16 protein-coding genes and 1 pseudogene are annotated in these 19584 nt (G+C 67.8%); 8 read left to right on the top strand and 9 right to left on the bottom strand.

Annotation, left to right across the window (positions count from 1 at the left end):
* Nucleotides 1–283 precede the first annotated feature (283 nt).
* Nucleotides 284–1789: a M81 family metallopeptidase gene (locus J7024_RS07990; RefSeq protein WP_124830189.1), complete on the bottom strand. Its 1506-nt coding sequence runs from the start codon at nucleotides 1787–1789 to the stop codon at nucleotides 284–286.
* Between the two features lie 72 nt (nucleotides 1790–1861).
* Nucleotides 1862–3166 carry an MFS transporter gene (locus tag J7024_RS07985; RefSeq protein ID WP_124830188.1) on the bottom strand — a complete coding sequence of 435 codons (1305 nt, stop codon included), beginning with the start codon at nucleotides 3164–3166 and terminating at the stop codon, nucleotides 1862–1864.
* A gap of 140 nt (nucleotides 3167–3306) precedes the next feature.
* Between J7024_RS07985 and J7024_RS07980 the strand changes: the two genes are divergently transcribed.
* Nucleotides 3307–4275: a LysR family transcriptional regulator gene (locus J7024_RS07980; protein ID WP_124830187.1), complete on the top strand. Its 969-nt coding sequence runs from the start codon at nucleotides 3307–3309 to the stop codon at nucleotides 4273–4275.
* A gap of 43 nt (nucleotides 4276–4318) precedes the next feature.
* Here J7024_RS07980 and J7024_RS07975 read toward each other — a convergent pair.
* A pseudogene (locus tag J7024_RS07975) lies at nucleotides 4319–5191 on the bottom strand (LysR family transcriptional regulator); the annotation flags it as partial.
* A 99-nt stretch (nucleotides 5192–5290) separates the two neighbouring features.
* Between J7024_RS07975 and J7024_RS07970 the strand changes: the two are divergent.
* Nucleotides 5291–5731, top strand: coding sequence for a PACE efflux transporter (locus J7024_RS07970; RefSeq protein WP_124830186.1), 441 nt, complete (start codon nucleotides 5291–5293; stop codon nucleotides 5729–5731).
* An 85-nt stretch (nucleotides 5732–5816) separates the two neighbouring features.
* Here the strand turns inward: J7024_RS07970 and J7024_RS07965 are convergent, their stop codons facing one another.
* The 5 genes from J7024_RS07965 to J7024_RS07945 all read right to left on the bottom strand — a co-directional run bounded on the left by J7024_RS07965 (nucleotide 5817) and on the right by J7024_RS07945 (nucleotide 12034).
* Nucleotides 5817–6668 (bottom strand): alpha/beta fold hydrolase, encoded by an 852-nt coding sequence (locus tag J7024_RS07965; RefSeq protein ID WP_124830185.1) that lies wholly within the window; start codon nucleotides 6666–6668, stop codon nucleotides 5817–5819.
* A gap of 260 nt (nucleotides 6669–6928) precedes the next feature.
* Nucleotides 6929–7270, bottom strand: a complete 342-nt coding sequence (locus tag J7024_RS07960) for a DUF3579 domain-containing protein (protein ID WP_124830184.1) — start codon at nucleotides 7268–7270, stop codon at nucleotides 6929–6931.
* 25 nt (nucleotides 7271–7295) lie between these two features.
* On the bottom strand, nucleotides 7296–8657 hold the full coding sequence (locus tag J7024_RS07955) for a sigma-54-dependent transcriptional regulator (RefSeq protein ID WP_124830183.1): 1362 nt from the start codon (nucleotides 8655–8657) through the stop codon (nucleotides 7296–7298).
* The gene (locus J7024_RS07950) at nucleotides 8647–10533 is read right to left on the bottom strand and encodes a sensor histidine kinase (RefSeq protein WP_124830182.1); all 1887 of its coding nucleotides are present in this window, start codon (nucleotides 10531–10533) and stop codon (nucleotides 8647–8649) included. The genes J7024_RS07955 and J7024_RS07950 overlap by 11 nt, the downstream gene beginning before the upstream one ends.
* 136 nt (nucleotides 10534–10669) lie before the next feature.
* Nucleotides 10670–12034 carry a 2-hydroxycarboxylate transporter family protein gene (locus J7024_RS07945; protein ID WP_124830181.1) on the bottom strand — a complete coding sequence of 455 codons (1365 nt, stop codon included), beginning with the start codon at nucleotides 12032–12034 and terminating at the stop codon, nucleotides 10670–10672.
* 435 nt (nucleotides 12035–12469) lie between these two features.
* Between J7024_RS07945 and J7024_RS07940 the strand changes: the two genes are divergently transcribed.
* From J7024_RS07940 to J7024_RS07915, 6 genes are read left to right on the top strand one after another with little or no spacing between them, the layout of a single operon-like run.
* Nucleotides 12470–13330 (top strand): MetQ/NlpA family ABC transporter substrate-binding protein, encoded by an 861-nt coding sequence (locus J7024_RS07940; protein WP_124830180.1) that lies wholly within the window; start codon nucleotides 12470–12472, stop codon nucleotides 13328–13330.
* A gap of 11 nt (nucleotides 13331–13341) precedes the next feature.
* A complete protein-coding gene (locus J7024_RS07935; protein WP_124830179.1) occupies nucleotides 13342–14766 on the top strand; it encodes an LLM class flavin-dependent oxidoreductase in 1425 nt (474 codons plus the stop codon).
* A gap of 18 nt (nucleotides 14767–14784) precedes the next feature.
* Nucleotides 14785–15963 (top strand): methionine ABC transporter ATP-binding protein, encoded by a 1179-nt coding sequence (locus tag J7024_RS07930; RefSeq protein ID WP_175795799.1) that lies wholly within the window; start codon nucleotides 14785–14787, stop codon nucleotides 15961–15963.
* The gene (locus J7024_RS07925) at nucleotides 15956–16612 is read left to right on the top strand and encodes a methionine ABC transporter permease (protein ID WP_124830177.1); all 657 of its coding nucleotides are present in this window, start codon (nucleotides 15956–15958) and stop codon (nucleotides 16610–16612) included. The genes J7024_RS07930 and J7024_RS07925 overlap by 8 nt, the downstream gene beginning before the upstream one ends.
* 54 nt (nucleotides 16613–16666) lie before the next feature.
* Nucleotides 16667–17524 carry a hypothetical protein gene (locus tag J7024_RS07920; RefSeq protein WP_124830176.1) on the top strand — a complete coding sequence of 286 codons (858 nt, stop codon included), beginning with the start codon at nucleotides 16667–16669 and terminating at the stop codon, nucleotides 17522–17524.
* Nucleotides 17521–18732, top strand: a complete 1212-nt coding sequence (locus J7024_RS07915; RefSeq protein WP_124830175.1) for an acyl-CoA dehydrogenase family protein — start codon at nucleotides 17521–17523, stop codon at nucleotides 18730–18732. The genes J7024_RS07920 and J7024_RS07915 overlap by 4 nt, the downstream gene beginning before the upstream one ends.
* A gap of 14 nt (nucleotides 18733–18746) precedes the next feature.
* Here the strand turns inward: J7024_RS07915 and J7024_RS07910 are convergent, their stop codons facing one another.
* Nucleotides 18747–19550 carry a hypothetical protein gene (locus J7024_RS07910; protein WP_124830174.1) on the bottom strand — a complete coding sequence of 268 codons (804 nt, stop codon included), beginning with the start codon at nucleotides 19548–19550 and terminating at the stop codon, nucleotides 18747–18749.
* Nucleotides 19551–19584 lie beyond the last annotated feature (34 nt).

The following is a 19584-nucleotide window of genomic DNA, read 5'->3' as shown; positions in this document are numbered from 1 at the left end:
GGCCGGCTGAGCTTTACAGGCGCTGGATGTGGTTCATCGGGTTATATGCAAACGCCTCTTTCCGCGCATCCGGCCAGCTTGCATGTGGGCAACAGCCGGTAAGCACTTCATAGCAGACATTGGCCATCGAAACGCGAACGGCAGCTCCGCGTCGGAAAGCGGCGTCCACGGAAATCCACGAAGAATCCTTTTTATTGCATCGCGTGTCGCAACTAACGGTCAGTTCCGCCCGCACCTCCCGACGGTGCGGCGGCGTCCCGCCGCACGCCGCCGCGTCACCGCATCACGCGCCGCCGAACGCGCGCCCCAACGGCTTCATACGCATCCCGCGCGCGAGTCGGGTCCACGGCAGGTCTGCCGGGTCGGCCTGCATCGGCCCCGGCGCCTTGGCGACCAGCACCGCGTGCGCGATGTCCTGGAAATCGGCGCGGAAGTGCACCGAGCTCTTGTTGACGAGGATCTTCATCGCCTCCGGCTCGACGCCGCCCACCCGATACAGATTGCGATCGAGCATCTGCGCCTTGCCGGCGCTCACGACGATCCGCACGCCGTCGATCCGCAAGCATGCGACCGGCCCGACGTCGGCCTGCATGCCGTTCATCATCGGGCCGTCGTAGCGGCAGATACCGTCGGACAGCGCGACGACCTCGAAGCGCGCGCGAAGCGGTTCGTCGCCGGGCACGCCCGAGCCGCCGAGCGACAGGTCGATGCTTTCGCCGACACCTGCGTGCCATGCCGCGGCCACCGCCGCCGGGTCCCACAGCAGGCCGAGCGCCGCGTCCCGCGCGCCATGACGCAGCAACGCGCGAAGCAGGCCCGTCGTATTCGAATCGCCACCCGCGCCGGGGTTGTCCTGCGTGTCGGCGATCACGACGGGCTTGCTCGCATCCGCGGCAAGCCGCATGGCTTCGCGTACGGCGTCGTCCGGCGACAGGAACGGGACCTGCCATTTCGCCTCGTCGGCCAGCATCGCGTCGTGCAGTGTCTGCACGGCGGCTTCGACCGCGTCGGTGTCGCCATAGCCCCAGATGACCGGCCCGCATTCCGGGAAATCCGCAGCCGGAAAGCCCGGCGCGAACGACAGCGACATCACGCCGCCGGTTTCGAGTGCCGCGAGGCGTGCGTACATCGAGCGTGCGGGATCTAGCAGCGTGCACATCCCGTTGATCGGGATCAGGAACGGCAGCCGCCGCGCCGCGCGACGCAGCGGGCCGCGGCCTGCGAGCCGGCGTTCGAGCAGGCATTCGAGCAGCGCGGCCGCGCGTTCGCCGGTTTCCGCCATGTCTACGTGCGGATACGTGCGAAAGGCGACCAACGCGTCGGCGCGGCTCAGCATCAGGTCGGTCACGTTCGCGTGCAGGTCGAGCGACGCGACCACCGGCACGTCCGGGCCGACCGCGGCGCGGACGCGGTCGAGCAGGGTGCCTTCGCCGTCGTCCGTGTGCTCGGCGACCATCGCGCCGTGCAGGTCGAGATACACCGCGTCGCAGCCGCCGCGTCGTGCCGCATCGACGATCTCGCCGGCGATGCGCTCGAAGGCGTCCTCGGTGACGTGCGCCGACGGGCTGGCGCCGGCCCAGATCACCGGCACCAAGCGCCAGTCGCGCCGCTCGGCTGCGTTGATGAAGCCGCCGGCCGGAATGTTGACGTCGCGCAGGGCGAGCACGTCGGCGCCGCGCACCAGCGCGGGAAACCCTTCGCCGCGTTCGAAGTTGGCATAGGCGGCCTTGGTGGGCGCGAAGGTGTTGGTTTCATGCTGGAAACCGGCAACGAGAATGCGTCGGGTCATGAGGCTGAGTCCAGTAAAGCAGGTCGGTGTACGTGGTCCATGGGCGATACGGCGCCGTCGCGACGCGATCGGTCATCGCGCCGCGGCGGGCAGGCGGTTCATGATCAGCGCCACGGCGCCCGCGATCATCAGCGCGACGATCACGAGCAATCCCGCCTGCATGCTGCCGGTCGCGGTGCGGATCTCGCCGATCAGCGTCGGGCTGAGGAAGCCGCCGAGCAGGCCGATCGTGTTGATGAGCGCGATGCCGCCGGCGGCCGCGTTGCCCGTCAGGTATTGCGACGGGATGGCCCAGAACACGGTGTAGGCCGCCCACAACAGCGCCGTTGCGATCGTCATGCAGGCGAGCGATACCGCGAGATTGCCGCCGGCCCAGGTCGCGGCGGCCAGCGCGGCGGCACCGACGATCGCCGACACCGCGCTGTGCAACCGGCGCTCGCCGCGACGGTCGGAGTGCCGGCCGATGACGAGCATCGCGCACGCGGCGCCGATATACGGAATCATCGAATAGAAGCCGATCTGCATCGTGTCGGTCACGCCGTTGGCCTTGAGAATCGACGGCAGCCAGAAGCTGACCGCATAGATTCCGCAGATCATCGTGAAGTACGCGAAGGCCAGCAGGTAGACGCGCGGGTCGCGCGCGGCCTGCCCGAACGCGTGGTGGCCGGCCGCGGGCACCTGTAGTTCGGTAGCGAGCAGGCTTTTCTCGCGGTCGCTCAGCCACGCCGCATCGTCCGGGCGATCGGCCAGTACCTTCAGTACCAGCAGGCCGAGCACGGCACACGGCAAACCTTCCGCGACGAACATCCACTGCCAGCCGGCCAGTCCGTGTGCGCCATCGAGGGCCGTCATCAGCCAGGTCGACAACGGCGAGCCGACGATGCCGCCGACCGGCCCGGCCAGCATCACGACGGCCATTACGCCGGCCATGCGGCGCGGGCCGTACCAGTAGGTCAGGTAGAAAATCATGCCCGGCGCGAAGCCGGCCTCGAACACACCGAGCAGAAAGCGCAGCAAGTAGAACGACGTGGTGTCGTGCACGAACATCATCGCGGCGGACGTCAGCCCCCACAGCACCATGATCCGGCTGATGGTCTTGCGCGCGCCGATCCGGGGCAGCATCAGGTTGCTCGGAATCTCGAACAGCACGTAGCCGAGGAAGAAAATGCCCGCGCCGAGGCCGTAGGCCGCGTCGGAGAGGCCGAGCGCGCTTTGCATGTGGAGTTTCGCGAAGCCGATGTTGACGCGATCCAGATACGCGAACGTATAGCAGAGCAATAGCAGCGGCAGCAGGCGCCAGTTCAGTTTGCGGTACAGCGCCTGCACCGGCGCGCTGTCATGCGCGACCGAAAGGCGGGAGGATGGGACGGCGGACATGTCTCTCTCCAGTGGCGTGAGCGTCTTGCGGAATGGGTTCCGATTGCCGCATCGTCGGAGAGCCGAAAAAGCAGAGCAAGAGCAACTTAAGTGATCTAATGTTGCTCAACAGGCAACGATCGGGCGAACCGGGATACTCCATGCGCGAACTCAACCAGCGCCGCTTGCGCTACTTCCACGAGGTGCTGACTCACGGCTCCATCCGCGGCGCGGCCGACAGCATCAATACCGCGCCGTCCGTGATCACGCGGCAGATCCGGCTGCTCGAGGAGGAGGTCGGCGTCAAGCTGTTCGAGCGGCAGGCGCGCGGCCTGCGGCCGACCGAGGCGGCCGCGCATCTGCTCGAGTACTGGCGCGGGTGCCGCTCGCAGCAGGAATTGTTCGAGGAGCGCCTGCAGGCGTTGCGGCGGCTGCAATCCGGCCAGGTGCGCATCGTCACCAGCGAGGGTTATGTCGATGTGCTGATGGACGAGGTGCTGACCGATTTCTGCATGCGTTATCCGAAGCTCGACGTGATCGTCGACGTCCTCCCGGTCAACAACGTGCTGCAGGAAGTGGCGGAGAGCCGCGCGCACATCGGGCTCGCCTACAACCCGCCAGCCCATCCGGAGATCGAGTATCTCGCCACGTCGTCGCAGCCGGTGGTGGCGCTCGTTCATGCCGGCCATCCGCTCGCGGTGCGTGGCGGCGCGGTGCGCGCGCACGAACTTGGCGAATATCCGCTCGCGCTGATGCCGCCGGCGTTCGGCCTCGGCCAGGTCGCGCAGATGCTCGCCTATACCGAGAACCTGCCGATCCGTCCGACGCTGACGACCAACTCCCTCGCGGTATTGCGCCATTTCGTGAAGCGCCACGACGGAATTACGTTGATCGGCGCATTCGCGGCATATCGCGAACTCGAGAGCGGCGAACTCGTCGCGCTGCCGATCGCGCATCCATTGTTCGATTCCGCGAAAGCGCGCCTGCTCGTGAAGGTGGGGCGGCCGCTCGGCGTTGCGGCTGATACGCTGCTGAATTGCCTGCTGCACGACATGACGATGTTCGCGGGGGCGGCTACGGGGCGGAGCCCGACCGGGAAACGGCCGCGCGTGGCGAAGCGCACGCGTTGACGAGTGCTGTCGCCGCCGGCAGCGCTCGGTCCTCGGCGCGTCCGGCCCGCAGGGCCCGCACCAGTTCGCTCGCCGCCTTGCCGAGCCCTGTATGTTTCGGCCGCCGCAAATACACGGGCAGCGGCAACCCGTTACGGATGTTCGCGAACACGAGAGGCGCCAGTTCCCCATCGACCGCATACCGGCCAATGACCGATTCCGGCAAATTCGCCCAGCCATGACCGGCTTTCACGAGCGCGATCGCGGTCGCCATGTCGGTCACCTTCCACGTGCGGCTGCCGATCAGCGGCCGCACGTCGGTCAACGGCCGTTCCGGATCGGCGATCACGATCTGCCGAAACCCGGATAACCGCTCGATCGCCTCCGGATGCGCGGCATCGGCAATCGCAGGATGGTCGGGCGCGGCGACCGCGATCAGCGTCTCGGTCCACAGCGCGTGAATCTGTTCCTGCGGATGCAGGTCGAGGCCGCCGTACGCGACGCACAGATCGACGGCGCCACGATGCAGCGCATCGACGATCGCGTCCTGCGGCGCGGTGACGACGCTGATCGCGAGCGCCGGATACTTCGCGGCGACGGCCGTTAGCGCGCGGGCGACGGGGGCGCCGTCGATCTCGGCCGCGAGGCCGAGCCGCAGCGTGTCCTCGACGCCTTCGGACAGGTGCTGCGCATGCGCGCGCAGCGCGTGCAGCCGTTCGGCGATCGAGCGTGCGTCGGGCAACAGCGCGACCATTGCAGCGGTCGGCGTCGGTTCGCGCGTGCCGCGGTCGAACAGCACGAGATCGAGTTCGGCCTCGAGGTTCGCGATCGCCATGCTGACCGCCGACGGCGTGCGGCCGAGTGCACGCGCGGCCGCCGAGAACGAGCCTTGGTCGATGACGGTCAGCAGCATGTCGATGTGGTCGCTGGTCAGCATGCGTTGCCTCCTGTCAGAAAAATTGAAAGGACCTGACTTTGGCGGACAGGGTACCCGCTGCTAGTCTCGCCCCCTTGTTCGATTCGAAGGGGGATGCTCATGCAAGGCTGGAAGAGACGCGTAGTTTACGTCGTGATGTTCGAGGTGCTCGGCATCCTGATCGCATCGACGGTGCTGGGCATGCTGAGCGGCGCGAACGCCGAAACGAGCGGCCTGCTGGGCGTGATGATCTCGACGACGGGCGTGACCGTCAATTTCCTCTACAACCTCGCATTCGAGGCGTGGGAGCGGCGGCGTGCGGCGACGACGCGCACCGTGGGACGGCGCGTGCTGCACGCGGTCGGGTTCCAGGTCGTGCTCGTGACGTTCCTGATCCCGCTGATCGCGTGGCGGCTCGATGTGTCGCTGTGGCAGGCGTTCCTGTTCGACGCGGTGCTGATCGTGTTCTTCCCGATCTTCACGTTCGTGTACAACTGGTCGTTCGATTGCGTGTTCGGGTTGCCGGATGCGGTCACGCGCAACGCGGAGTCGGCTGCGTAGCCGGGCGGCTCGATGCGGGCAGGCGCCCGCATCGTCGGGGAAATGGACCGGGGAAGATCGGGCGGAACGAACGCCGCCCGTGAAATTACGCCGCGACGAACTCGTGCACGTAACGGTTGAACACCGTCGGGCTCGCCGCGTTCATGCCGTGCGACGCACCGGCGACGGTCTGGCGTTGCGCGTCGCCGATCCACTGCGACAGCGTCTCGACGTTGTTGCGGAACATCTTCGGGCTGCGCTGGCCGTCGATCAGCAGCGTGCGGCATGCGATGTCGCCGGCCGTGTGCTGCGAATACGCGGGCAGCGGATCGCGCAGCTGCTTCGGCAGCGTGCTTGCGTTGTCGATCGCCATCGTGCGGAAGCGCGACGTGCTCTTCTTCCATGCGCCGGGCAGGCTTACCGAATCGACGAACATCTCGAGGCCGGCTTCGGTTTCGCCTTGATCGATCAGGTTCACGGCCTGCGTGCGCAGCGCGATCGCGGCGGCCGGCAGCACGGCTTCGCGCACGCCCGGCTGTTGCAGCGGGCCGCCCGGATCGGCGAGCGTGAGCGTGTCGACGAGATGCGGATGCTGGCGCGCGACGTTGAACGCGACACTGCCGCCACGCGAGTGGCCGACGAGATGCACGGGGCCGAGATCGAGCGCGTCGATGAATTCGGCGAGCTCGTCGACGTGGTTCTGCCAGCTGAAGTCGTCCTGAATGCCTGCTTCGACGGCCGGCCAGTAGTGGCTGAGGCTCGGCGCGATGCAGCGGTAGTGGGACGACAGCGATGCGAGTTGCGGATCCCAGTAACGGTAGTCGCACAACGATCCATGTACGAAGACCATCGGCGCGCCGCTGCCCCGCTCGACATACGGCAGGCTGATACCCGACGAAAGCGTCGCAAATTGCAGGTCGGGGTTCGCGAGCACGGACGGCTCGATTCGCATGTTCATGACTAAAAGACTCAAAGGTGCGTCAACTCGACGCAACTATGCATCATGGCGAGCTGCAAGGAAAACGCATAATTTTCATCGTGACGATCAATTTTATTGATGGTTCGGCCGAAAACCCTTGTCGCAGCGTGGTCGCCATGCCGAATCCTTCAATCGTCTGACGGTTTGTTTGGGAATCGAAAGCATTTGCGGGCGCCTGCGCACGCGCGCATCGCAGCGGGAAACGAGCGGAAAAAAGGCCGCTGGACGCGGCCCGTGCGTCAGCGCGCCGCCGGCGCGGGCGCGGCCTGAAGTTCGACGGGAAGGTCGTTGTCGGCGGCGAACTGCATCGCGAAGTCGAATGCATCGGCGCACACGTCGCGCAATTCGTCCGACACGAACAGGCATTTGACGCCGCCGTTGACGACCGGCATCGCGAGCCGCGACAGCGCGCACGGATAGCCGGGCCGCCGCTCGCCGACGAACAGCGTGATGACGCCCGCGAGCCGTTCGGGCCAGTCGCTCGGACGGAAGGTTTTCTTTGCGCGGGTGACGCCGCGGATCAGGTGGCCGCGGGGCTGGCCCGTGACGCTGCCGTGGGCGGCGATATCGATGCGATCCATGCTGTTGTGCGTATCCTCGTTCGCGTCATTCGCCGCCGTCGGCCGCCGCGTCGCCGCGCGCGGGAATCCGCAGGTTGCGCAGCTTGTGATAAAGCGTTTTCTTCGGCATGCCGAGCGCATCGCTTGCGTCCGCAACGTTGCCGTTGTGACGCCGCAGCATGTCCTCGATCAGCATCCGCTCGAAATATGCGAGTTGTTCGGCGAGCGTGCCGCCGGCCGTGGCCGTGCCGCCGGAGGACAGCAGGCTGTCGCCGGTCAGGCCGAGCACGAAGCGGTCCGCGACGTTCTGCAGTTCGCGCACGTTGCCGGGCCATGCATGCGTCATCAGTTCGGACACCTGCGCAGCCGTGACGACCGGTGCCGGCTGCCCGAAGCGCCGAGCGGCCGCGAGTACGAAATGCTCGAACAGCAGCGGCACGTCCTCGCGCCGCTCGCGCAGCGGCGGCAGCTCGATCTGCGCGACGTTCAGGCGATACAGCAAGTCCGCGCGGAAGCGTCCGTCGGTCGCGAGTTCCGCGAGATCGGCCTTCGACGCGGCGATCACGCGGCAGTCGACCGGAATCAGCTCGTTCGCGCCGAGCCGCTCGATCACGCGCTCCTGCAGCACGCGCAGCATCTTGATCTGCAATGGAATCGGCATCGTCTCGATCTCGTCGAGGAACAGCGTGCCGCCGTGCGCCCATTCGATCTTGCCGATGCGCTTCTTGATCGCGCCGGTGAACGCGCCGGCTTCATGCCCGAACAGCTCGCTCTCGAAGATCTGCTCGGGCAGGCCGCCGCAGTTCAGCGCGACGAAATGCGCATCGCGCCGCCCGCCGAAGTCGTGCAGGCTGCGCGCGATCAGCTCCTTGCCGGTGCCCGTTTCGCCGGTGATCAGCACCGACACGGACGTATCGGCGAGGCGCAGGATTTTCTTGCGCACGTCGGCCATCGCGGGCGACTTGCCGAGCACGAACGCCTCGATGCCGTGCCAGTTGTTCAGCGCCGCGCGCAAGCCCTGCACCTCGAGCGTGAGGCGCCGCTTCTCGACCGCGCGCGCGACGCGCCCGGCGATCACGTCCGACGAAAACGGCTTCTCGATGAAGTCGTACGCGCCGTCCTGCATCGCGCCGACGGCCGTCGAAATGTCGGCGTGGCCGCTGATCAGCACGACCGGAATCTGCGCGTCGACGGCCATCACGCGTTCGAGCAGCTGCAGCCCGTCGATGCCCGGCATCCGCACGTCCGACACGATCACGACGGGGGCGCCGGGTGCGACGTGCGCGAGCGCGTCGGCCGCCGAAGCGAAGGCGTCGACCGGGAACCCGGCGAGCTCGACCGCCTGCTCGACGCCGATCCGGACGTTTTCATCGTCCTCGACGACCAGCACCCGAATCTCATCTTCCATGCTCTGTCCTTTGTTGCGGCGTTGCCGCCGCGAATTCGATGGTGAACTGCGCGCCGCCTTCGTCGCGGTTCGTCGCGGCGATCTTCGCGCCGAACGCCTCGACGATGCGCGACGTGATTGCGAGGCCGAGTCCGAGGCCCTGGCCGCGCGGCTTGGTGGTGACGAACGGCTCGAACAGGTGCGGCAGCACCTCGGGCGCGATGCCCGCGCCGCTGTCGGCGACCGTGACGCGCACGCGGCCTTCGTCGTCCGGCCCGGCGGCGTCGATGACGATGCGGCGGACCGGCGCGTCGTGCACCGCGTCGAGCGCGTTGCCGAGCAGGTTCACGATCACCTGCTGCAGCTGGCTCGATTCGGCGGACACGGCCGTGCCGGGCGCGATGTTCACGTCGAGCTGCACGCCTTCGTCGCGGATCCGCGCGTCGTAGATGAGCCGCGCATGCGCGACGGCCTCGCTCAGCGACACGGCGACGCGCTCGACGTCGGGCTTGCGCGCGAAGGTCTTGAGCTCGCCGGTGAGCACGGCCATGCTGTCGACGAGCTTGCCGATCCGTTCGAGATTGGCGTAGGCCGGCGCCGGCTGGCCGCGCTCGAAGAACGTGCGCGCGTTGTCGCACAGCGTGCGGATCGCGACGAGCGGCTGGTTCAGCTCGTGCGTGAGGCCGGCGGCCATCTGCCCGAGCACGGCGAGCTTGCCGGCGTGCACCACTTCCTGCTGCGAATCGCGCAGCCGCTGTTCGGTGCGCTCGCGTTCGACGATCTCGCGCTGCATTCGTTCGTTCGCGGCCGTCAGCGCGGCCGTGCGCTGCGCCACCGTCAGCTCCAGCCGGTCGTTCGCGCGGCGCAGCGCATCCTGCACGCTCAGCCGCGCGGCGATCGCCCGGCGCCGCTGGATCGCGTAGCCGGCGAGCAGCGCGGCGATCAGGAACGCGCCGGTGACGAACACGAACGCGGTCTGCTGCTGGCGGCGCGCACCGGCGATATCGAGCAACACCATCAGCGAATCGCCGGCCTGCGGCGCGGGGCGCGACATCACGAGATAGCGCGTGTTGCGGCCGGCGTGGTGCGGGTCGGGAAACGTGCCGAACCACGCGGCCGCGCTGCGATCGCCGATGCGGCGGTACGGCAGCGCGTCGACCGTGCGGCCCGCGTACTGGCGCGACGCCTGGATGTCGCGCTGCTGCTGCGCGGTGATCGGGCGCAACGCGGTGAATTTCCACGCCGGTTCGGTCGAGATCACGACCACGCCGTTGCTGTCGACCACCATCGCGGCGACGCCCGGCGCGCGCCACGCGGATTCGAGCGGGTCGACGCTGATCTTCACCGCGGCCACGCCGATCGGCACGCCGTCGTCGCGTACCGCGCTCGCGAAGTAGACGCCCGGCACGCCGGTATTGGTGCCGATCCCGAAGAAGCGGCCGCTGCCGTGCGCGAGGGCATCCTTGAAGTACGGCCGGTACGACACGTTCGTGCCGACGAAGCTGATCGTCTCGTTCCAGTTGCTGGCGGCGATCACTTCGCCCTGCAGGTCGATCACGTCGACCGCGCCGCTGCCCGCGTCGCGGTTCACGGCTTCGAGGTAGGTGTCGACGGTGTGCACGAGCGGGAGCGCGTCGTGCGGCGCGGCCTTCAGCATCGCGCGCACGCTGTCCTGGCGCGCGACGAGGCCCGGCAGGATCTCGAAGCGGCCGAGTTCGCTCTTCAGGCTCGACGCATACAGGTCGAGCCGGTGCGCGCCTGTTTCCTCGAGCGCGTCGATCGCGCGTTCCCACGCGAAATCGACGGCCGCGCCCGTCACGCCGACATACAGCACGGCGGCCGACGCCCAGCCCCACCACGGGATTCCCTTGAAGCTCTTCTGCACGTTCGTCCTCATCGAAGCCCGCCGCCGGGGCCTGTTGTCAGCGGTCAGCGTGAACAGGCCCGGGCCCGGAACGACGCGCGCCGCGCGCCGGCAGAGCCGGCGGCGGCGCGTGCGAGGCAGCCTGCGCGACGGTGCGCGCGGCCGCGCATCATCCGAAGTGCGCGACCAGGATCAGCGTCACCGTGACGACGATCGCACCGCCGATGCGGGTGGCGATCTGCGCGAACGGCATCAGCTGCATCCGGTTCGCGGCGGTCAGGATCGCGACGTCGCCGGTGCCGCCTTGCCCGCTGTGGCAGGCGTTCACGATTGCGGTGTCGATAGGGTACATCTTCAGCAGGCGGCCGACCACGAAACCGGTGCCCATCAGCGTCGCGACGGTCGACACGATCGTCACGACGTTGACGACGGTGAATGCGGCGGTCAGCTTGTCCCACGGCGTCATCGCCACGCCGATCGCGAACAGCAGCGGATACGTGACGGCGGTCGAGAAGAACTTGTAGACGACGAACGCGCCTTCCTGCAGCGGCGGCGACACCGCGCGCGCGAGCTTTACCAGCACCGCGAGGAACAGCATCGCGACCGGCGCGGGCAGGCCGAACAGCTTGTGCGCCATCAGGCCGACGAGGTACAGCGTGATGGCGGTGATGCCGGCGCCCGCGATGTGCGTGACGTCGACATGGCCGCGGATTTCTTCGCTTTCCGGCGTCATGTCGCCGCTTTCGCCGACCTGCAGGCGGCCGTTGCCGGTCAGGTGCGGCATGCGCTTGCCGAGCATGTCCAGCGCACCCGACAGGATGATTGCGGTCAGGCTGCCGAGCATCACCGGCGGCAGCACCATCGCGAACATTTCGCCTTGCGGCAGGTGCATCAGTTCCGAATAGCCGATCGACAGCGGAATCGCGCCTTCGCCGACACCGCCCGCCATGATCGGCACGACGATGTACAGCAGCGTGTGGCGCGCGCCCAGGCCAAGCGCGGTGCCGACGGCCGTGCCGACGATTGCCGCGGCGATCGAACCGGCCGCGAGCGGGATGAAGATCTTCACGAAGCCCTGGATCAGCACGCGCCGGTCCATGCTCAGGATGCTGCCGACGATGATCGACGCGATGAACAGGTACAGGAAGTTGGTCGACTTCGTGAACTCGACCGTCAGGTTCAGCACCGGCTTCGGCAGCACGTGGTAGTACGTGAGCGCCGACGGCACGAAGGTCGCGAAGATCGCGGCCGCGCCGATGTTGCGCAGGAGCGGCAGGCGCTTGCCGAGTTCCGCGCACGTGAAGCCGAAGAACGCGAGCACGGCGATCGCCATCGAGATCTCGCCGGGCACCTTGCCCGTCACCACGAACCCGACGATCAGCGCGAACAGGATCACGTAGACCGGCAGCGGAATGATGCCGATGCGGATTTCCATCAGCTTCCACCAGCCTTCCGGCCAGAAGCGTTCGCGCACGGCGGGACCGGCTTCGGACATCGGCTCCGGATGGGATTGGGTATGGATAGAGGTCTGCAAGACGTGTCTCCTGATGTTGGAATGCCTGCTTTGCTTCGCGGCATCGTGTGCCGTCTATTACGCAACCCCCGTGCCAGAAATCCGGCCTGCCGGAATATTTTCAATTCATTGATTCGTAAGGGATTTATTTTGTCTGCCGAAAGGCCGGGCGCAGCGGGCTGGCCGAGATCTCGGAATCGGCCCGGCGCCCAGGCCGAGATTTCGGCCTGGGCGCCGGCCGGGGGCTTGCTTGCGCCCTGATCGCGTCCTGATTTGCGCGCCATATCGCCGCGCGCGATTTTCTTCGCACAATCGCTTCGTAGACCACCTTCCCGCCGCTCTCTATCATCGGCTGATCCTTTTCCGACGCGACGACGACTGTCCGGAGAACGCCCGCGCGTTCGCCGCGGCGTCGCTCATCCGTCGACACCGTCTTTGGACAGGAGAGTGGTTCCCATGCTGCATCCCGTGTTTCCCGCCCGCTTTTCCTCCGGCCGCATCGCGCGGCTGATCCGGCCGGCCCGCCTGTTCGCGGCCGCGCTGCTCGCGGTGTCGCTCGGCCTCGCGCTGCCGAGCGGCGCGCGCGCCGACACCGCGCCGCTGAAGGTCGGCATCTCGACCAGCCCGCAGATCGAAGCGCTGAAGGTTGCCGCGAAGGAGGCGAAGGCGCAGGGGCTCGACGTGAAGATCATCGAATTCACCGACTGGAATACGCCGAACGCGGCGCTCGCGAACAAGGACATCGACGTCAACTACTTCCAGCACATCCCGTTTCTCGAGAACGCCAAGAAACAGGGCGGCTACGACTTCGTGTCGATCGCGCCCGGCACGATCATGAAGATCGGCCTCTATTCGAAGAAGGTGAAAAGCTTCGCCGAGCTGAAGGACGGCGCGCGCGTCGCGATCGCGAACGATCCGGTCAACGGCGGGCGCGGGCTGTTGCTGCTGCAGCGCGCGGGCCTCATCACGCTGAAGCCGGGCGCCGACTACCGCGCGACCACGCACGACATCGTGTCGAATCCGAAGCACCTGAAGATCATTCCGCTCGAAGCGTCGCAGCTCGCACGCTCGCTCGACGACGTCGATCTCGCGCAGGGCTACCCGAGCTTCATCAAGCTCGCCGGCACGACCGACCCGAACAGCGCGCTGCTGTTCGACGGCACCGAGAACAAGAACTTCGCGATCCAGTGGGTCGTGCGTCCCGACAGCGTGAACGATCCGCGCATCCGCAAGTTCATCGCGATCTACCAGCATTCGCCGGCGGTGCGCCGTGCGCTAGACAACGCGTTCGGCTCGCTGTACGCGATCGCGTGGTGACGGAGGCGAACATGACGACGGCGAACCGCAAGAAGATCCTGCTCAACGCGTTCAACATGAACTGCGTCGGGCACATCAACCACGGGCTGTGGACCCATCCGCGCGACCGCTCCGCGCACTACACCGATCTCGACTACTGGGCCGATCTCGCGAAGACGCTCGAACGCGGCAAGTTCGACGGGATCTTTCTCGCGGACATCGTCGGCGTGTACGACGTGTTCGGCGGCGGCCCCGACGCCGCGCTGCGCGAATCGGTGCAGGTGCCCGTCAACGATCCGCTGCTGCTCGTGCCGGCGATGGCGCAAGTCACGCGGCATCTCGGCTTCGGCGTGACCGCGAACCTGACCTACGAGCCGCCGTATCTGTTCGCGCGCCGGATGTCGACGCTCGATCACCTGACCAAGGGGCGCGTGGGATGGAACATCGTGACCGGCTATCTCGACAGCGCCGCGCGCGGGATGGGCCTCGCGCAACAGATCGGCCACGACGACCGCTACGAGCGCGCGGACGATTACATGGACGTCGTCTACAAGCTGTGGGAGCAGAGCTGGGACGACGACGCGGTGATCCGCGACGCGCACGCACGCGTGTTCGCGCAGCCGGCCAAGGTACGGCGCGTGAAGCACGACGGGCCGTTCTATTCGGTCGATGCGATTCATCTGAGCGAGCCGTCGCCGCAGCGCACGCCGGTGCTGTACCAGGCCGGTTCGTCGGCGCGCGGCGTCCAGTTCGCGGGGCGGCACGCGGAGTGCGTGTTCGTGAACGGCCAGAGCAAGGCCGCCGCGCGTGCGGCCGCGCTCGACATTCGCGCGGCTGCCGCGCGGCAGGGCCGCGATCCGGCGTCGATCAAGATCTTTGCCGGCGTGAGCGTCGTGACGGCCGGGACCGAATTGCTCGCCCGCGAGAAGTTCGACGAATACCGGCGCTACGCGAGCCCGGAAGCCGGCCTTGCGCATTTCGCGAGCTCGACCGGCATCGACTTCGCGAAGTACGGCCTCGACGAGCCGATCTCGTACGTGAAGACCGATTCGATCCAGTCGGCCGTCGACGCGATCTCGCGCAAGAGCACGACCGGCACCTGGACCGTGCGCCGGATGCTCGAACAGATGTCGCTCGGCGGCCGCTATGCGCCGATCGTCGGTTCGCCCTCGCAGGTCGCGGACGAACTGCAGTCGTGGATCGACGAGACCGGCATCGACGGCTTCAACCTGACGCGCACCGTGATGCCCGAGTCGTTCGAGGATTTCGTCGACTGGGTCGTGCCCGAGCTGCAGAACCGCGGCGTCTACAAGGAAGACTACGACCCCGCGCCGACGCTGCGCGAGAAGCTGTTCGGCGGCGGCGCGCGACTGCCTGCGTGGCACACCGGTGCGCAGCACCGGCCGGCCCGCGCGCGTGACGCCGCCCATTCCGCTGCGCATCCCGCGCATGCATGAACGTGACGGAGCGAAGCAATGACGCAATTGTTCGATACGCTGGGTTTCGTCGAGGCCTCGGCCGTGCGGGCCGCCGCGGGGCCGGCTGCCCATGACGAGGCGGTTGCGCCGGCCGGCGGCGCGGCCGTGTCGCTCGCGCATGTCGGCAAGGTGTTCGCGACGCCGCGCGGCCAGGCCGCCGCGCTGCGCGACGTGACGCTCGACGTGCGGCGCGGCGAGGTGTTCGGCATCATCGGCCGCAGCGGCGCAGGCAAGTCGACGCTGCTGCGGCTCGTGAACGGGCTCGAGCGCCCGAGCTCGGGCAGCGTGCGGGTGCAGGGCGTCGACGTCGGCGGGCTCGACGAGGACGGGCTCGTCGCGCTGCGCCGCCGCACCGGGATGGTGTTCCAGCATTTCAACCTGCTGTCGGCGAAGACGGTATTCGAGAACGTCGCGCTGCCGCTGAAGATCGCCGGCGTGCCGAAGGCCGAGCGCGTGCGCAAGGTAGATGCCTTGCTCGAACTCGTCGGGCTCGCCGCGAAGCGCGACGCGTATCCGGCGAGCCTGTCGGGCGGCCAGAAGCAGCGCGTCGGCATCGCGCGGGCGCTGGTGCACGATCCGGAGGTGCTGCTGTGCGACGAGGCGACGTCGGCGCTCGATCCCGAGACGACGCAGTCGATCCTCGCATTGCTCGCCGACATCAATCGCCGGCTCGGTCTGACGATCGTGCTGATCACGCACGAGATGGAAGTGATCCGTGCGGTGTGCGACACCGTCGCGGTGATCGAACAGGGCGAGGTCGTCGAAACCGGCCCCGTGTGGCGCGTGTTCGGCGCGCCGCAACATGGCGCGACGCGCGCGCTGCTCAGTACGCTCGTGCATGACCTGCCGGCCGAACTGGCCGCGCGCGTGCAGCCATTGTCCGGGCTGGCCGCGCTTCCCGACGGCGCGCAGGTCGTGCTCGACCTCCGGTATACGGGCGAAAGCGGCGGCGAGCCGGACGTCGGCGCGCTCGCGGTGGCGCTCGGCGGCTCGTTACATTTCCTGCACGGCGGGATCGAACGCATCCAGGGGCATGCGCAGGGGCGTCTCGTGATCGCGGCATCGCCGCGCATGGACGAAGCGGGCCCGTCGTCGGCACGTGGCGGCGCGGTCGCCGCGTTGCTCGAACGGGCGCGTCGCCACGCGAATCACGCGGAGGTGCTCGGCTATGTTTGATCTCTGGTGGCCCGAACTGCTCGACGCGATTCGCGACACACTGTCGATGGTCGCCGCATCGGCCGCGATCGCCGCGCTGATCGGCATCCCGCTCGCGGTGATCCTCGTGACGACCGCGCCCGGCGGCATCTACGAGCGACGCGGCGTGAACGCGGTGCTCGGCGCGCTCGTCAACGTGTTCCGCTCGACGCCGTTCATCATCCTGCTCGTCGCGCTGCTGCCGTTCACGCGCGTGCTGATCGGCACGACCATCGGCGTCTGGGCGGCCGTCGTGCCGCTGTCGATCGCCGCGATTCCGTTCTTCGCGCGGATCGCCGAAGTGAGCCTGCGCGAAGTCGATCGCGGGCTGATCGAGGCCGCGCTCGCGATGGGTGCGAAGCGCCGCCATATCGTGTGGCACGTGCTGCTGCCCGAAGCGCTGCCCGGCATGCTCGGCGGCTTCACGATCACCGTCGTCGCGCTGATCGGCTCGACCGCGATGGCGGGCGCCGTCGGCGCGGGCGGGCTCGGCGATCTTGCGATCCGCTACGGCTACCAGCGTTTCGACACCACCGTCATGGCGACCGTGATCGTGATCCTGATCGCCCTCGTTTCCGCCGTGCAAATCACCGGCGACCGCCTGGTCCGACACGTGACCCGGCGTACCTGAGCGGCGCCACGAGCGCCGGCTCTTTTCATCGACGACCCTGAGAGAACGATACCCATGACCTTGCCCATCGGCGCGCCGCGCGAGTGGAACGGACAATTCGAGGAAGCGCTGTTTCTGGAGGTCGCGCGACGCCATCGTCCCGGCTTTCCGGACAAGCTCGCCACGCCGCCGCGCGAGCCGCGCAACGACGACGAACTCGCTGCCGTCGCCGACTACTACACGAAGATGGCGTCGCACGACCTGTTCATCGTGCAGGTCGTCGCGAAAGCGATCGACACGCTGTTTCGCGACGATCCGCATTTCCAGCTGATCCTGTCGCGCCAGCTCGGCGACGACGGCGCGCACGCGGTGATCGGCCGCGAGCGCGTGACCGAACTGACGGGCCGCGATCCGCTGCCGGAAGTCGAGCAGCTCGTCGCCGCGCACTGGGAGCGCATCGGCGATATCGCGGTGCGCGACGTGGCCGGCTTCCTCGCGTTCGAATGGCATTACGAGCTGCACATCCTCGCGAAGCTGTGGATCCAGCGCAAGACCGGCCGCATCGCCGACGGCGCGATGCGCGAGCACGGCGAGAACCGTATCCGGCCGGACGAGGAGTGGCATCGCGTGCAGATCGTCCAGTGGTGGTTCGATACGCTGAAGGCGCTGCCGGCCGTGGAGCGCGATGCGCTGATCGACCGCGTGATCGCCGCCGACGAGGAAACGCAGGCGCGGCTCGACGGCTATCTTCACGACGAATACGCGCATACTGCGCATGTGTTCGGCGCGGATATCGCCGAATACCGCGCGATTTACGACGACTGGCGGCGCGAAATCCTGGCGCGGCTGACCGGCCGCCGGCTCGACGCGCTCGTGCCGTTGTCGGGCGCGGTCGTTGCGCACGAAACCATTGAACAGGAAATCGTTACATGAACGATCCACGTGGCCCGGCGACGCTTGCGCCGGATACCGGGGCGCACGGCATCGACGCCGATGCGCTGGCGCGTGCCGTCGACGCGCTGCGCGTGACGGCCGCCGCGCGCGATCGCGCGGGCGGTCATGCGGCCGACGAGAAGCAATGGCTCGCCGATGCGGGCCTGCTGACGCTCGCCGTGCCGCGCGAATTCGGCGGACAGGAAGCCGCTTGGCCCGAGATCTACGACACGATCCGGCGAATCGCGCGCGTCGACAGCGCGCTTGCGCATCTGGTCGGGTTCCAGGTCCTGCAAGTGGTGAGCGTCGACGTGTGGGGCAGCGCCGCACAGCGCGAACGCTATCTGCGCGGCACGGTCGAGCATCGCTGGTGGTGGGGCAATGCGGTCAATCCGCTCGACACGCGTCTCGTCGCTACCGCGACGCCGGACGGCGGCTACCGGCTCGACGGCGTGAAGGGCTTCTGCTCCGGCACCCGCGGTTCGCAGCGGATGACGGTGTCCGCGCACGATCCGGCAACCGGCCGCTCCGTGTTCGGCGTGGTGCCGACCGATCGCGACGGGATCACCGTCAACGAAGACTGGGATCCGATCGGCCAGCGCCAGACCGACAGCGGCAGCGTACGCTTCGACGGCGTGACGCTCGCGCCGGACGAAGTGCTGCATCGCTCCGAAGCGCCGCCGACGCCGCGCGCGACGCTGCGCACGCTGGTGTCGCAGCTCGTGCTGACGAACCTGTTCGTCGGGCTCGCGGAAGGCGCGCTCGCCGAGGCGCGCGACTACGTGCGCCAGCAGGGCAGGCCGTGGATACATTCGGGCGTCGCACAGGCGAGCGACGATCCGTATACGCTGCAGCGCTTCGGCGACATGCGCGTGCGGGCCGTTGCCGCCGCGTCGCTGGCCGATCGCGCGGCCGCCGAACTGCAGCGCGCGTGGACGCGCCGGCACGCGTTGACGGCCGACGAACGCGCGGAAGCGGCGCTCGCCGTGTCGGAAGCGAAGATCGTCGCGCAACGCGCGGCGCTCGAGAACGGCGAGGCGTTGTTCGATGCGTGCGGCGCACGCGCGACGGCCGCGACGCTCGGCCTCGACCGCTTCTGGCGGAATGCCCGCACGCATACGCTGCACGATCCGCTCGACTATCGGTTGCGCGATGTCGGCCGGTTTGCGCTGACGGGGGAATTGCCGCAGGCGTCGCTTTATACGTAACCGAGCGCGCTACGTCATTGATCGCCGGGCGGCGGGCCTTCCGGCGACACGGTCGCCGGCCCGCCGGCCAACGGCGCGCCGCTGGCTGTCCCGGCGCGCTGGTACGACGCCAGTTCGTTCGAATAGCGTGCTGTCCGCACGCCGTTCACGTCGTAGTACTCCTCGACCGACTTGACCCATCGGCCCACCGACGGCACGTACCAGAACGCCTTGTAGGTCTTGCCGGTCAGTTCCACCGTCCCGTTGTTGCGGCTCTGCATCACGATCGTCGAACCGCCTGCGTTGCGGGATACGCCGGACGTGATCGACTGCCCCGGCGCGGTTTGCGCGTTCCACGTCCCTTCGGCCTCGATCTTGATCGCATCGAACTTGCCGCCGGCGACGGTGACAGTATCGGGGCCGACCACCTTGTAATGCGTGTCGTACGCTTCCGATGCGTGCTGCGGATTCGGGTGCGCTTCGCTGTATTTGACCGTCCACATCTTGCCGGCCGTCAGCGGAAACGCAAGCGGCCGGTTCACCACGGTTTCGGTGCCGTTGACGTTGCGCGAACGGCTCCAGTCCGCGTCGACGATCAATTCGCGCGGCGCCTGCGTCGTGCCGCTCTGCCGGGTTTCGACGTAGATGTGATCTGACGTGGTGCGCTGCACGGAAATCTGGTCGCGCGTCTGGCGCCAGCCGTTCGGGCCGATTTCGACCGTGTCGATGTAGGTCCAGGTATCGCCCGGCTTCAGCGCGGGCGCCGCGACCGATTGGGCGAGTGCGACGCCGGGGACGGCGGCGCACAGTAACAGCGTGGCAAGCGTTTTGTTTTTCATGGTGTTTGGAGAGGGCCGACGGTCTCGCCGGGCA

This window comes from Burkholderia sp. WTPI3 (assembly GCF_021483755.1).
Lineage (GTDB): Bacteria > Pseudomonadota > Gammaproteobacteria > Burkholderiales > Burkholderiaceae > Burkholderia.
The sequence above is the reverse complement of the archived record's forward strand: the minus strand, read 5'-3'. Positions and strand labels throughout refer to the sequence as shown.